The following is a 13,780-nucleotide window of genomic DNA, read 5'->3' on the forward strand; positions in this document are numbered from 1 at the left end:
CGGGCTCGTGACCGCACCGGTGCGGCGCGCAGGACGCGCCACGGGCGCTGAGGATCCGCAGGACAGGGCCCTAGGAGTTCCGCCCCCGCGCCCCCACCGGCCAGCGGTCCACGACCCGCCCGCCGCGCACGACGACGAGCTCGTCCGCCAGGTTCACCGCGGCGCACACGTGGTTCGGCGCCACCCGCACCACGTCGCCGAGCGAGGGCACGGCCTCGCCCGCGGGCAGCTCCACCGTCGCGTGGTGCTCCGACAGCGCCGGGACGCGCGCTCCGGGGGAGTCCGGCAACCGCCCGAAACCGCTCGCCCAGGCCGGCCGGTCGGCACCGAGGACCTTGCTGCCAGCGTCGAGCACGACGCGGCCCGGGCGGCGGCTGACGACCGTGCCCGCCGCCGTGAGCGCGACGTCGCCGAACCCGCACGTGCCCGTCTCGACCTGCTGCGCGTCGTTGAAGACGTACACGCCGGGGCGGACCTCGGTGACCACGCCGGGGTCCGCGGCGGCGGCGGTGGGGGTGGACCCGCCGCTGCGGACCGGTGCCGGCAGCCCCGCCCGCTCCAGCCCGTCGGCGGCCGCGGCCAGCGCGGCGGCCTCCTGCGCCGCGGCGGTGCGCGGGTTGCCCGGTCCGTAGCCGTGCCCGGGGAAGGTGAAGACCCCCACCACGCGCAGCCCGGCGCGCGCGGCCGCGACGGCGACCCGCGCCGCCCCACCCGGTTCCACCCCCGTGCGGTGGTGCCCGCTGTCGACCTCCACGACGACCTCCAGGCCGGGCACCGCGCGCCCCAGCAGCTCCGCCGCCTCCACCGACTCCACGCCGACGCGCAGCGCGACCCGCTCGGAGAGCGCCCGCAGCCGCCGCGCCCGGTCGGCGTCGGCGTGGACGGGGTAGGCGACGAACAGGTCCGGGCAGCCGGCGTCGGCGAAGAACTCCGCCTCCCCGACGGTCGCCACGGTCAGCCCCACCGCCCCGGCGGCGAGCTGGCGCCGGGCGACCTCGGCGCACTTGTGCGTCTTCGCGTGCGGGCGCACCGCGGGACCGCCGGGGCGCGCCACCGACGCCAGGTTCCGCTCGAGCACGTCCAGGTCGACGACGAGGTGCGGGGTCGGCGGGTGCGGCACGCCGGGAGGCTACCGAGGCCGACGCGCCCCGCCGGACCCCCACCGGGCCGCACGGGGTGCCGGCGGGCCGCGGGTAGCGTGCCGGTCCGTGCCCGCAGCGAAGACCCCGCAGAAGAAGCCGCTCACCGTCGCCACCGTCAACGTCAACGGGGTCCGCGCCGCCGTGCGCCGCGGCATGGCCGCCTGGCTCGCCGAGCGCGACCCCGACGTCCTGTGCCTGCAGGAGGTCCGCGCCCCCGACGAGGTGCTGGGGTCCCTGCTGGACGAGGCCCTGGGGCGGGGCTGGCACGTCGCGCACTGCGAGCCCACCGACGCCGGCACCAAGGGCCGCGCGGGGGTCGCGGTGGCCACCCGGCTGCCGGTGGGGGAGCAGCGCGCCACCCTGCACCCGCGCTTCGACGGCGCCGGCCGCTGGGTCGAGCTGGACGTCCGGACCCCGTCGGGCACGGTGACCGTCGTCTCCGTCTACGTGCACACCGGTGAGGCCGACACCCCCAAGCAGGACGACAAGCACGCGTTCCTCGACGCGGTCACCGCCCGGCTGAAGCAGTTGCGCGAGAGCGGGAACCACGCCGTCGTGTGCGGGGACTACAACGTCGCCCACCGGAACGAGGACATCAAGAACTGGAAGGGGAACCTGAAGAAGGCGGGTTTCCTGCCCGCCGAGCGCGCCTACTACGACCGCTGGTTCGCGTCGGGCTGGGTGGACGTGGTGCGCTCCCTGCACCCCGGTGTCGAGGGCCCCTACTCGTGGTGGAGCTGGCGGGGGCAGGCGTTCGACCGGGACACCGGGTGGCGCATCGACCTGCACGTCGCCACCGAGGAGCTCGCGGCGCGCGCGACCAGCGCGGTGGTGGACCGCGCACCGTCCTACGCGGAGCGGTTCAGCGACCACGCGCCCGTCGTCGTCACCTACGACGTGTGAGCCGGGGAGCGTGAGCCGGGGAGGACCGCGGCGAGGAACGCCGCCGCGGCTCGCTGAGCCCCTCAGCGCACCAGCGCCACCGTCCCCGCCACCGTCCCGCCCAGCAGCGCCACCAGCGCCGCCCACCGCAGCGCCCGGCCGGGCCGGCCGCTGGTCAGGGCGTCGGCCGCCGCGAAACCCGCCGAGGCGAGCACCACCCCCACCGTGACGTGCAGCAGGAACGCAGCGGCGACCCCGGCGACCGCGCCCGCGCGCCAGTGCCGCCCCCACAGCGGCGCCGGCAGCAGCGGCACCACCAGCGCCGCCAGGGCACCGGTGAGCAGTTCCGCCCACCACGCCCGCGCACCCATCCACGGCAGCACCGCGGCGCGGTCCAGCAGGTCCACCGTCGCCAGCGTCCCCAGCACCAGCACCACCGCCGCGGTGACGGCCGCCGCCGCCCACGCCCGCCACGACCGCCGCGCCGGACCGGTCAGCGCCGTCACCACCGACACCCCCGCCCACATCACCGCGCGCCGCAGCCGCGACACCCCCAGGTCGCGGAGGGCCCGCCGGAACAGCCGGTCGGCGGCGAGGCGGTCCACCGGCCGCCGCGCCAGGTAGGAGGCGGGCCCGTCCGCACCGGCGACGAGGCCGTCGTGCACCAGCGCGGCCGGCAGGTGCCGGCCCGTCGCGGGCACCAGCCAGCTCAGCGGCGGCGGCACCGACGTCAGGTCCGTGGCGAAGGTCGCCGGGTCGGCGGGCACCACCACCGGGCCCAGGCGGGCGTCCCAGTAGCCCACCGGCCGGTCCAGCCGGAAGCGCTCGCGGTCGGCGCACCCGTCCACCAGGTAGCGCTGCAGCGCCACCTCGCCCGACCACGGCACGTCCGGCGCGCGCGGGTCGAAGAACCCGCTGCCGGCCAGGTGGGCGGGGCGCCGCTCGGGCAGGCGGGGGGCGCCGGACGGCTCGTGCGGGCTCACCGGCCGCCGCCCGGCCGCGCCCGCACCGCCGCGGGCGGGTCCGGAACCACCGCCCCGGCCGCGTCCACGGCGTCGTCGCGGTGCGCGGTCGGCCTCCCGCCCGGGCCCGACCCGACGACCACGACGTCGGCCTCCACCACCTCGGCGCCCACCACCCGCCGATCATCACCGATCCGCCGACCCGACGCGCGACGCAGGACCGACCCGCGCGGCCCCGCGGGGTGGTCCACTGGCCCCGTGCTGACCACGGACCCGCCGGCGATCGAGTGCGCCGGCTTGAGCAAGGGCTTCGGCGAGGTGCGGGCGCTGGACGGCCTGACCGTCGCGTTCACCGCGCCCGCCACGGGTCTGCTGGGCGCCAACGGCGCCGGCAAGTCCACCTTCATGCGCACGGCGCTGGGCCTGACGCGCCCGGACGCCGGGACGCTGCGGGTGCTGGGGCTGGACGCGGCCCGCGAGCGCGCCGAGGTGCGGCGGCGGGTGGGGTTCATGCCCGAGCACCCGTGCCTGCCGCTGGACATGTCCGCGCAGGAGGTGTGCGTGCACCTGGCGCGGCTGCGCGGCCTGGGCCGGCGGGACGCGGTGCGCCGCACCAGCGAGGTGCTGTTCGCGGTGGGCCTGGAGGAGGAGCGGCGCCGCCCGGTGGGGACGTACTCCCTGGGGATGCAGCAGCGCACGAAGCTCGCGCAGGCCCTCGTGCACGGCCCGGAACTGGTGCTGCTGGACGAGCCGACGTCGGGTCTGGACCCGTCCGGTCGCGAGGAGATGCTGCTGCTGGTGCGGCGGCTCTCGCGCGACCTGGGGGTGCGGGTGGTCGCCAGCTCCCACGTCCTGGACGACGTGGAGCGCACCTGCGACGAGGTGGTGGTGCTGCGGGCCGGGGCGCTGGCGGCGCAGCGGCCCGTCGCGGTCGGTCACGACCCCGGTGGCGCGGTGCGGGTGCGCGTCAGCGGCGACCCCGCGGCGTTCGCCGCCGCGCTGGCGCCGCGGCTGGAACCCCTGGGGGTGCGGGTCTCGCCGGCACCGTCGGGGGAGGTGGGCCTGAGCGCCGGCACGGACGCCGCGCTGGACGCCGTGCGCGACCTGGCCGCCGAGCAGGGCCGCGCCCTGGAGCGGCTGGTGACGGAGCGGCGGGGCCTGGAGGACGTGGTGCTGGACGCGATGGGGGGTCACGGTGGCTGAACCGGCGGTCGAGGGGCAGGCGGGGGCGGGGGCCCCCCGCGCGGTCCTGCACGACGTGCGGTACTCGCGGTTCACGGGCGCGCTGCGCCCGCGGCGCAGCGCGGTGGGCGCGCTCGTGGCGGCGGCGGTGCGCCGGCCGCTTGGCCTGCGGCGCAGCGCCGGCGCGAAGGTGTGGCCGTTCCTGCTGCTCGCGGTGGCGTACCTGCCGGCGCTGGCGGTGGTGGCGGTGCCGCTGCTGGTGCCCCAGGTGGGCGTGCAGCCCACCGAGCTCATCGGCTACCCGCAGCTGCTGGCGACGAACTCGGTGGTGGTGCTGGCGTTCGTCGCCACGGCGGTGCCGACGGTCCTGACGCGCGACCGGCGCGACCGCGTGCTGTCGCTGTACTTCGCCACCGCCCTGTCGCGGGCGGAGTACCTGGTGGGGCAGGTGCTGGCGGCGCTGGCGCTGCTGGCGCTGATCGTGCTGGGCCCGGCGCTGGTGCTGTTCGCGGGGTCCATCGCGACGGCGGACGAGCCGGGCCGCTGGTTCGCCGACAACGCCGGGGACCTGCCGCGCATCCTGCTGGCCTCGCTGGTGGTTGTCCTGCCGCACGCGGCGCTGGGGCTGGCGGTGGCGTCGCTGACGTCGCGCCGGGTGGTGGCCGTGGGCGGCTACCTGGCGGTGGTGCTGGTGGGCCCGGTGCTGGCGCGCCTGCTGGCGCTCGTGGTGGAGGCGGACTGGCCGCTGGTGCTCGACCCGGCCGGTGGCCCGGTGGTGCTGGCGACGGCGGTGGTCACGGGTGCGCCCGCGCCGCAGGGCGCACCGGCGTGGGTGGCGTGGGCGGCGCTGGTGGGGGGGGGGGGGGGGGGGGGGGGGGGGGGGGGGGGGGGGGGGGGGGGGGGGGGGGGGGGGGGGGGGGGGGGGGGGGGGGGGGGGGGGGCCGCGCCGGGCCCCCCCCCCCCCCCCCCCCCCCCCCCCGCGCTTCGGCAAGGGGGGTGACGCGTGAGCGAGCGGGTCCTCGGGGCGGGTGCCGGGGCGGGTGCCGTGGTGGAGCTGGACGGCGTGAGCCGCTGGTTCGGCGACACGGTCGCCCTCTCGGACGTGTCCTTCGCCCTCGGGCCGGGCGTCACCGGCCTGCTGGGGCACAACGGCGCGGGCAAGTCGACGGTGCTGTCGCTGCTGGCGGGGTCGGTGCGCCCCAGCCAGGGCGTGGTCCGGGTGCTCGGCGGCGACCCGCACGCCGAGCAGCGGGTGCACCGCGGGCTGGGCGTCGTCCCCGACGGGGAGGGCACCTGGTCGCACGCCACCGCCCACGCCCAGGTGGCCTTCCTGGCCCGTCAGCGCGGCGTGCGCGACGCGGGTGCCGCCGCTGCCGCGGCGCTGGACCGGGTGGGGCTGGGCGAGGCCGCGCACCGGCGCGTGGGCGGCTTCTCCAAGGGGATGCGCCAGCGGGTGCGCCTGGCGCAGGCCCTGGTGCACGACCCGCAGGTGCTGCTGCTGGACGAGCCGTTCAACGGGCTGGACCCCGCCCAGCGGCGCGCCGACGTGGACCTGGTCGCGAGCCTGGGCGCGGAGGGCCGCACCGTGCTGGTGTCCTCCCACGTGCTCGGCGAGGTGGAGCGCATGGCGAGGCGGGTCCTGGTGGTGGTCAACGGCCGGCTGGTCGCCGAGGGGGAGCCCGCCGCGATCCGCGAGGCGCTCGTGGACCGCCCGCGCAGCGTCCACCTGGACGGCCCGCGGGTGCTGGAGCTGGCGGGCCTGCTGCTGGCGGAGGGCGTCGTGGAGTCCGTGCAGCGCGACGCCTCCGGCCGCGGCGGCGTCGTGGTGCAGGCGCCGCGGGCGGTCGCGCTGGCCGAGGCGGTCCCGCGGCTGGCCCGGCGGGTCGGGGCGACGCTGCGGCGGGTGGAACCGGTGGGTGAGGACCTGGAGAGCACGTTCGCGCACCTGGTGCGGCGGGCGAGGGGGGCGGGACGGTGAGCGAGACCACGACCACGACCACGACGAGGAGGGTCCCGGGGGGCACCTCGGGGGGTTTCTCCACGACCCTGTTCGGCTTCTCCCTGCGGGGGTCGCTGCTGCGCGGGCGCACCGCGGCCCTGGCGCTGCTGCCGCTGACGGTGGCCGCGGTCGCCGTGGTGGTGCTGGCCGCCACGAGCGTGCCCGCCCGCTACGGCCTGCAGACGACGCTGGCGGGGGACCTGCTGGTGGGGCTGGTGGTGCCGATCGTGGCGCTGGTGCTGGGCATCGGCGCGTTCGGCGACGAGCGCGAGGGCGGCACACTGCCCCTGCTGCGCGGCGTGGCGCGCCCGCGCTGGCACGTGGTGGTGGCGCGCGCCGCCGCGGCGTGGGTGTCGACGGTGGTGGTGTGCCTGCCCGCCGTGGTGGCGTGCGCGGTGGTGGGCACGTCGATCAACCTGCCCGCCGGGGACGTCCTCGCCGGTGTCGTGCTGGCCACGGTGCTGAGCGCCGCGGCGTACTGCGGGCTGTTCGTCCTGCTGTCGCTGCTGGCGCGGCGGGGGCTGCTGGCGGGCCTGGCGTACGTGGTCCTGTGGGAGACGTTCCTGGCGGGGCTGGCGCCGGCGCTGCGGGGGCTGTCCATCGGCTCCTACGGCCGTCGCGTCGCCACCCTCGCCATCCCCGGCGACGTGCCGCTGGGCACGGTCGCCGCCACGGGCGTGACCACCTCGGCGCTGGTGCTGACCGGGGTGGCGGTGGTGTCGGTGGCGCTGGCGTCGTGGCGGCTGCAGCGCATGGACGTGGCGGGGGCGTGAGCGCGGCCGGTGAACCGCCGCGCGCGGCCGAGCACCTCGCCGGGTGCACCTAGGCGGCGCCGCCGCCCCGCGGCACGGTCCCGGAGGCGGGGGAACGGCCGTCCTGCTCGGCCAGGTCCAGCAGGAACACCCCGTCGGGGCCGAGGTCGGGGGTGAGCACGAGGCGCCAGGCGGCGGGGGTGCGCGGAGCCGCGCCGGGGTCGACGCCCTGGGCGCGCAGCCACCGCCGGTCGGCCTCCACGCGGGCCCGCCACGCCCGCCGGTTCAGCCACCAGGACGTGGCCAGGACCGCGCCGGACAGCAGCGCGGACGCCGCCACCGCGAGGACCCCCCACCCGTGCACCCGGCGGATGCTGCCCGCTGCGGGCCGCGCCCGCGGAACCGGCGGGCGGAGATCCGGTGAACCCCCGCCGAACGCGGGGTGGCGACCGCTCGGGGGCCGACCGCTCAGGTGTCGCGGCCCGCACCCGCCGAGGGCAGCGCGGCGAGGAACTGCGGCGCCCGCAGCTGCGCCGCGGCGAACGCGTCGCGCACCGCGGCGGCGACCGCCGGCACCGCCTCACGCTCCACGAGCGCGATCGCGGAACCGCCGAACCCGCCGCCCGTCATCCGCGCCCCCAGGGCCCCGGCCGCTCGGGCGGTGTCCACCACCAGGTCCAGCTCGCGGCAGGACACCTCGTAGTCGTGGCGCAGCGACTCGTGCGAGGCGTCCATCAGCGGGGCGACCTCGCGGACCCGGCCGGCGCGCAGGAGCGCCGCGGTGCGGGCCACCCGCTCGATCTCGGTGACGGCGTGCCGCACCCGCCGCTGCAGCACCTGCCCGCCGTCCTCGCCGGCCAGGCGTGCGAGGACCTCGTCGAGGTCGGCGGGGTCCACCTCCCGCAGCGTCGGAACGCCCAGCACCCTCGCGGCGCGCTCGACGTCGGCGCGGCGGGCGCCGTACTCGCCGCCGGAGTGCGAGTGCGCGGCGCGGGTGTCGACCACCAGCAGCTCCAGACCCGCGCCGGCCAGGTCCAGGGGCAGGTGCGCGACGGTGTCGTCGCGGGTGTCCAGCAGGATCGCGCCGCCGGGGCGGCAGCGCAGCGACGCGGCCTGGTCCATGCCGCCGGTGCTGGCGCCGGCCACGACGTTCTCCGCCTGCACGCACGCACCGGCCAGTTCCGCCCGCCCCGCGTCGTCGGTGGGCAGTTCCGCCAGGTCGGCCAGCGCGATGGCCACGGCGCACTCCAGCGCCGCCGACGACGACAGGCCCGACCCCAGGGGGACGTGCCCGTCCACGACGGCGTCGAACCCGTGCTCGTGGCCCATCGCCCACGGCACCCCGGCGACGTAGGCGGCCCAGCCCTCCGGCGAGCCCGGGCCCACGTCGGCCAGCGACCCCTCCCAGTCGGCACCGGCCTCCTGCGCCGAGCGCACCCGCACGACGTCGTCGTGCCGCGGGCTGAGCGCCACGAACGTGCGGTGGGGCAGCGCCAGCGGCAGGCACAGGCCGCCGGTGTAGTCGACGTGCTCGCCGATGAGGTTCACCCGGCCGGGCGCGGACCACACGCCCTCGGGCGTCTCGCCGTAGGTGGCCAGGTACGCCTCGGCGACGGCCTCGGCCGCCTCGGCCCGTGCGGGCGCCTCGAAGAACGCGGGGGCCGGGGAGGGACCGGGGACGCTCACGCGGCCACCTCCCGCAGCCGCGCGGCGATCCGCTCGGGCGTGGTGTCGTTGATCCAGGCGGCCATCGCGGACTCCGAGCCCGCCAGGTACTTCACCTTGCCGGGGCCGCGCAGGACGCTGAAGACCTGCAGGTGCAAGCGGAACTCCTCACGCCCGGTGCGCACGGGGGCCTGGTGCCAGCCGGCGATGTAGGGCAGCGGGTGGTCGTCGGGGTAGTAGCGGTCCAGCCTGCCCAGCAGGTCCAGGTAGGCGGTGACCAGGTCGGCGCGCTCGGCGTCGTCCAGGGCCGGCAGGTCCGGCACGTCGCGGTGCGGGGCCAGGTGCACCTCCACGGGCCAGCGGGCCGCCGCGGGCACGTACGCCGTCCAGTGCTCGGTCTCCAGCACGACGCGGGTGCCGGCGCGGCGCTCGGCGTCCAGCACGTCGCGGAACAGGTTGCGGCCCGTGGCCGCGCGGTGCTCGGCCGCCCGCGCGAGCATGGTGCGCGTCTTCGGGGTGACGTACGGGTAGCCGTAGATCTGCCCGTGCGGGTGCGGGAGGGTCACGCCGATCTCCTCGCCGCGGTTCTCGAAGCAGAACACCTGCTCCACCCCCGGCACCCGCGCCAGGCCCTCGGTGCGGTCCACCCACGCCTCCACCACGGTGCGCGCGCGGTGCGGGGTCAGCGTCCCGAACGAGCCGGACGCCTCGCTGGTGAAGCAGATGACCTCGGTGCGCCCCGTGCCCGGGCGCACCGGCCACAGCTCCTCGCCGTCCACGAGGCCCGGCTCGCCGCCCACGCGCGTGGAGAAGGAGGGGAACCGGTTCTCGAACACCACGACGTCGTAGGCGTCGTCGGCGATCTCGGTGGGGAAGCCGCCGGGGACGGTGGGAGCCAGCGGGTCCTGGTCCGGCGGCGGCATGAGGGTGCGGTCGTTGCGGTGCGAGGCCATGGCGATCCAGTCGCCGGTCAGCGGGTCGCAGCGCACCTGCGAGCCGCCGCGCACGACCTCGTCGGCCGGTGGCAGCGGGCGGCGGTCCACCGCGTCGCGGGGGCGCTCGCCCGAGAGCCACGGGTCGGTGTCGTCGAAGTGGATGAGCTCGCGGCCGTCGGCCATGCGCGTGGAGGTGCGGCGGAACTCGTGCGTCCCGCTGCGGCGCAGGCCGTCCTCGGGTTCGCGCCCGGGTCCGGTGGTGGTGCTCACGCGTTCTCCTCCTGGGGTGCGGTGGCGCCGGCCGGGACCTCGGCCAGCAGCAGGCGGCCGGTGCGCTCGGCGAGCACCCGGCGGGCGTCGGCGGGCAGGCCGTCGTCGCTGACGAGGACGTCGACCTCCTCCAGCGCCGCGATCGTGGTGAGGCCGACCACGCCCCACTTGGTGGAGTCGGCCACGACCACGACGCGGGCGGCGGCGTCCACGAGGGCGCGGCCGGTGTCGCCCTCGACGAGGTTGGGGGTGGTCAGCCCGGCGCGCACGTCCAGCCCGTGCACGCCCAGGAACAGGTGGTCCACGTGCAGGTCCTGCAGGCTGCGCACGGCCACCGGCCCCACGAGGGCGTCGGAGGGGGTGCGGGTGCCGCCGGTCAGGACGACGGTGCGGTCGCCGCGGGCGGGGTCGTGCAGGACCTCGGCCGCCGGCGGGGAGTTCGTCACGACGGTCAGCCCGGGCACGTCGCGCAGGTGCCGGGCGACCTCCACGGTGGTGGTGCCGGCGGACAGCGCCACCGAGGCGCCGGGTTCGACGAGGGAGGCGGCCAGGGCGCCGATGGCCCGCTTCTGCGCGGTGCGCAGGACCGACTTGGCCGCGAAGCCGGGCTCGGTGCTGCTGCCGGGGGTGGCGGCGCCGCCGTGCACGCGGTCCACGAGGCCGCGCCGGGCCAGCTCGGCGATGTCGCGCCGCACCGTCATGTCCGAGACGCCGAGCTGCTCGACGAGGTCGGCGACGCGCACGCTGCCGCGGCGGCGCACGGCGTCCAGGATCGCCTCCTGGCGGCTGCGGGCGAGCACTGCTGGGCACCCCTCCTCACGGCCGGCTCACGAGCCGGCTCAGGGGGCCGGCGACCGGTCGAGGATGCCTCCGGCGCCCCGTGGAGTCAACACGGCCGAACACGGGCGAACATCCGGGGTGTTCGTTCTTGTGCGCAGCTGTTGACGCGGTGGCCCCGGCGGACCAGGGTCGGGGCGTGGCACAGCCCCGGGACGAAGGAGTTCGCACGATGTGGTTCGAAGAGCACGCGCCCTCGCGGGGCGCGCTGCCCGCGCGCGCGTGGACGCGCAGCGACGCGCCCGCGCTGTCGCTGAACGGCCGCTGGCGCTTCCGCTGCACCGGGCGCGCCGACACCCCGGCCGACCTCGCCGACCCCGCGCTGGACGACGCCGCCTGGGGCTCCACCACCGTGCCGGGGCACTGGCAGCTGCAGGGGCACGGCGCGCCCGCCTACACCAACGTCGTCTACCCCTTCCCCGTCGAGCCCCCGCACGTGCCCGAGGAGAACCCCACCGGCGACCACCGGTGCGCCTTCACCCTCCCGGCCGGGTTCCTCGACGGCAGCGGGACCCGGGCCGTCCTGCGCTTCGACGGCGTGGACTCCGCCTTCACCGCGTGGGTCGACGGCGTGGAGGTCGGCCGCTCGGTGGGCAGCCGCCTGGCCGTGGAGTTCGACGTCACCGACGCCCTGGCCGCCGGCGGGGGAGCCGGCGGCGAGCACGTCCTGGCCGTGCGCGTGCACCAGTGGTCCTCCGGCAGCTACCTGGAGGACCAGGACATGTGGTGGCTGTCGGGGATCTTCCGCGACGTCACCCTCCTGGCGCGCCCCGCCGGCGCCGCCGAGGACGTCTTCGTGCACGCCGACTACGACGCGGCCACCGGCAGCGGCCTGCTGCGCGTGGACGCCACCGGCGCCGACGGGAACCCCGTGACCGCGCGCGTGCTGCTGCCCGAGCTGGGCGTGGACGCCGCCGCCGGTGAGGACGTGGAGCTGGGTGCCGTGGAACCCTGGTCGGCCGAGGTGCCGCGCCTGTACGACGCGGAGGTCGTCACCGCCGGCGAGCGCACCCGCCTGCGGGTGGGTTTCCGCAGGGTCGAGATCACCGACGGGGTGTTCACCGTCAACGGCCGCCCCGTGAAGCTGCGCGGCGTCAACCGGCACGAGTTCTCCCCCGACACCGGGCGCACCCTCAGCGAGGAGGAGATGCTCGCGGACGTGCTGCTGATGAAGCGGCACAACGTCAACGCCGTCCGCACCAGCCACTACCCGCCGCACCCGCGGTTCCTGGAGCTGTGCGACGAGCACGGCCTGTGGGTGGTCCTCGAGTGCGACCTGGAGACCCACGGGTTCGTGTTCCTGGACTGGCGCGGCAACCCCTCCGACGACCCGGCGTGGGAGGAGGCGTACCTGGACCGGATCCGCCGCACCGTCGAGCGCGACAAGAACCACCCCTCGATCGTGCTGTGGTCGCTGGGCAACGAGTCCGGCACCGGCTGCAACCTGCGCGCGATGTCCGCGTGGCTGAAGGACCGCGACCCCTCCCGGCCCGTGCACTACGAGCACGACTGGGACAGCCCCTACGTCGACGTCTACTCGCGCATGTACGCCTCCCACGAGGAGGTCGCCGCGATCGCCGAGCGCGCCGAGGAGCAGCTCGCCGACGCCGACCTGGACACCCGCCGCCGCGCCATGCCGTTCGTGCAGTGCGAGTACGCGCACGCCATGGGCAACGGCCCCGGCGGCCTGGTGGAGTACCAGGAGCTCTTCGAGTCCTCCGACCGCTGCATGGGCGGTTTCGTGTGGGAGTGGATCGACCACGGCCTGCGCCAGCGCGACGCCGCCGGGCGCGAGCGGTTCGCCTACGGCGGCGACTTCGGCGAGGAGCTGCACGACGGCAACTTCGTCGCCGACGGCCTGGTGCTGCCCGACCGCACCCCCTCGCCCGGCCTGCTCGACCACGCCGCCGTCGTCTCGCAGGCGCGCTTCACCGTGGAGGAGACCCCCAGCGGGGACCTGCTGCGGCTGACGAACCGCTACGACGTCGTGGACCTGGCGCACGTCGCGCTGACGTGGACCGTCGAGGACGAGGGGTGCGAAGCGGCCCGCGGGACGCTGCCCGTCCCGAAGCTCGGGCCCCGCGAGTCGGCGGTGCTGGAACTGCCCGAGGAGGTCCTCGCCCTCGCCCCGGCGACGGGGGAGCGGTGGTTCACCGTCACCGCCGCCCTGGCCGGCGACACCTCGTGGGCCGGTGCCGGGCACGTGCTCTCCCGCGGCCAGGTGCAGCTCGCACCGGCCGCGCCGGCCTCGCGCGGCGAGGCGCTCGCACCGGTGCGTCGCGGCGCGGACGTCCTGCTCGGTGCGGCCGTGCTCGACGCCCGCACCGGCGCGCTGCGCTCCCTCGGCGGCCTGGCCGTCGAGGAGGGCCCGGTGCTGGACCTGTTCCGGGCCCCCACCGACAACGACGCCGGCCTGCACGGCGAGGTGCTGGAGAAGACCTGGCGGCAGCTCGGCCTGGACCGGCTGCGCACCCGCACCGCCTCCGCGCTGGTCGAGGGCGAGGAGTTCGTCGTCACCACCCGCACCGCGGCCGCCGGCACCGACACCGGTTTCGTCGCGGTGTTCCGCTGGTCCGCGGACACCACCGGCGCGGTGCACCTCGCGGTGGAGTTCACCCCCGAGGTTCCCACCGGCTCCCTCGGTGCCCCCCTGCCGCGCCTGGGGGTGCGGCTGCGGCTGCCGCACGGGCTGGCGGAGGCGACCTGGTTCGGCCGCGGGCCGGGGGAGGCGTACGCCGACACCGGCGCCGCCACTCGCGTCGGCCGGTTCACCGCGAGCCTGGAGGAGCTGCAGACGCCGTACGTGCGGCCGCAGGAGAACGGCCGCCGCGCCGACGCGCGCTGGGTGGAGCTGCGCGGCCCGGCCGGGGGCCTGCGCGTGGAGGGCGAGCCGCACGTCGCGTTCGCCGCGCGGCGCTGGAGCACCGCCGAGCTCGACGCCGCGACGCACACCCCCGAGCTGGCCGACTCCGGTTCGGTGCACCTGCACCTGGACGTCGCCCAGCACGGCATCGGCACCGGTTCGTGCGGGCCCGGCGCGCTGCCGCAGCACCGCCTCCAGGCGCAGCCGCGCACGTTCTCGCTGGTGCTGCGCCCGCTGGGCTGAGCGCCCCGGCAACGGCGACGGCCCCTCCGCCCGCGGGCGGAGGGGCCG

At 77.5% G+C, this 13,780-nt stretch carries 13 protein-coding genes; 6 read left to right on the forward strand and 7 right to left on the reverse strand.

Annotation, left to right across the window (positions count from 1 at the left end; all coding sequences use genetic code 11):
* Positions 1 to 70 precede the first annotated feature (70 nt).
* Positions 71 to 1,120, reverse strand: coding sequence for an alanine racemase (locus tag ACRYR8_RS05070; protein ID WP_432482990.1), 1,050 nt, complete (start codon positions 1,118 to 1,120; stop codon positions 71 to 73).
* Between the two features lie 88 nt (positions 1,121 to 1,208).
* On the opposite strand from ACRYR8_RS05070, the gene ACRYR8_RS05075 reads away from it, so the two are divergent.
* Positions 1,209 to 2,045 carry an exodeoxyribonuclease III gene (locus ACRYR8_RS05075; RefSeq protein ID WP_432482991.1) on the forward strand — a complete coding sequence of 279 codons (837 nt, stop codon included), beginning with the start codon at positions 1,209 to 1,211 and terminating at the stop codon, positions 2,043 to 2,045.
* Positions 2,046 to 2,107: 62 nt separating this feature from the next.
* Here the strand turns inward: ACRYR8_RS05075 and ACRYR8_RS05080 are convergent, their stop codons facing one another.
* Positions 2,108 to 3,007, reverse strand: coding sequence for a DUF1353 domain-containing protein (locus ACRYR8_RS05080; RefSeq protein WP_432482992.1), 900 nt, complete (start codon positions 3,005 to 3,007; stop codon positions 2,108 to 2,110).
* Positions 3,004 to 3,162, reverse strand: coding sequence for a hypothetical protein (locus ACRYR8_RS05085; protein ID WP_432482993.1), 159 nt, complete (start codon positions 3,160 to 3,162; stop codon positions 3,004 to 3,006). The genes ACRYR8_RS05080 and ACRYR8_RS05085 overlap by 4 nt, the downstream gene beginning before the upstream one ends.
* 82 nt (positions 3,163 to 3,244) lie before the next feature.
* Here ACRYR8_RS05085 and ACRYR8_RS05090 point away from each other — a divergent pair, with 82 nt between their 5' ends.
* The 4 genes from ACRYR8_RS05090 to ACRYR8_RS05105 are packed head-to-tail and all read left to right on the forward strand — an operon-like array spanning position 3,245 to position 6,940.
* Complete coding sequence (locus tag ACRYR8_RS05090) at positions 3,245 to 4,189, forward strand: ABC transporter ATP-binding protein (RefSeq protein ID WP_432482994.1); 945 nt, start codon at positions 3,245 to 3,247, stop codon at positions 4,187 to 4,189.
* Entirely contained in the window at positions 4,182 to 5,168 is a 987-nt protein-coding gene (locus ACRYR8_RS05095; RefSeq protein ID WP_432482995.1) for a hypothetical protein, read from the forward strand. The genes ACRYR8_RS05090 and ACRYR8_RS05095 overlap by 8 nt, the downstream gene beginning before the upstream one ends.
* Before the next feature lie 3 nt (positions 5,169 to 5,171).
* On the forward strand, positions 5,172 to 6,146 hold the full coding sequence (locus tag ACRYR8_RS05100; protein WP_432482996.1) for an ABC transporter ATP-binding protein: 975 nt from the start codon (positions 5,172 to 5,174) through the stop codon (positions 6,144 to 6,146).
* A complete protein-coding gene (locus tag ACRYR8_RS05105) occupies positions 6,143 to 6,940 on the forward strand; it encodes an ABC transporter permease subunit (protein WP_432482997.1) in 798 nt (265 codons plus the stop codon). Before ACRYR8_RS05100 ends, ACRYR8_RS05105 begins: the two co-directional genes overlap by 4 nt.
* A gap of 49 nt (positions 6,941 to 6,989) precedes the next feature.
* Here the strand turns inward: ACRYR8_RS05105 and ACRYR8_RS05110 are convergent, their stop codons facing one another.
* From ACRYR8_RS05110 to ACRYR8_RS05125, 4 genes are all read right to left on the reverse strand, one after another.
* Complete coding sequence (locus tag ACRYR8_RS05110) at positions 6,990 to 7,283, reverse strand: hypothetical protein (RefSeq protein ID WP_432482998.1); 294 nt, start codon at positions 7,281 to 7,283, stop codon at positions 6,990 to 6,992.
* A gap of 104 nt (positions 7,284 to 7,387) precedes the next feature.
* The gene (galK, locus tag ACRYR8_RS05115) at positions 7,388 to 8,605 is read right to left on the reverse strand and encodes a galactokinase (RefSeq protein WP_432482999.1); all 1,218 of its coding nucleotides are present in this window, start codon (positions 8,603 to 8,605) and stop codon (positions 7,388 to 7,390) included.
* Positions 8,602 to 9,702: a galactose-1-phosphate uridylyltransferase gene (gene galT / locus ACRYR8_RS05120; RefSeq protein ID WP_432483006.1), complete on the reverse strand. Its 1,101-nt coding sequence runs from the start codon at positions 9,700 to 9,702 to the stop codon at positions 8,602 to 8,604. The genes galK and galT overlap by 4 nt, the downstream gene beginning before the upstream one ends.
* Before the next feature lie 83 nt (positions 9,703 to 9,785).
* Positions 9,786 to 10,589 (reverse strand): DeoR/GlpR family DNA-binding transcription regulator, encoded by an 804-nt coding sequence (locus ACRYR8_RS05125; protein ID WP_432483000.1) that lies wholly within the window; start codon positions 10,587 to 10,589, stop codon positions 9,786 to 9,788.
* A 209-nt stretch (positions 10,590 to 10,798) separates the two neighbouring features.
* On the opposite strand from ACRYR8_RS05125, the gene ACRYR8_RS05130 reads away from it, so the two are divergent.
* Positions 10,799 to 13,732 (forward strand): glycoside hydrolase family 2 TIM barrel-domain containing protein, encoded by a 2,934-nt coding sequence (locus ACRYR8_RS05130; protein WP_432483001.1) that lies wholly within the window; start codon positions 10,799 to 10,801, stop codon positions 13,730 to 13,732.
* Positions 13,733 to 13,780 lie beyond the last annotated feature (48 nt).

The organism is Kineococcus esterisolvens (assembly GCF_050871405.1).
Lineage (GTDB): Bacteria > Actinomycetota > Actinomycetes > Actinomycetales > Kineococcaceae > Kineococcus.

Bases quoted from the DNA above. Each gene is read 5' to 3' on its own strand.
- galT (WP_432483006.1), bottom strand. From the start codon at position 9,702: ATGGCCGACGGCCGCGAGCTCATCCACTTCGACGACACCGACCCGTGG.
- ACRYR8_RS05130 (WP_432483001.1), top strand. From the start codon at position 10,799: ATGTGGTTCGAAGAGCACGCGCCCTCGCGGGGCGCGCTGCCCGCGCGC.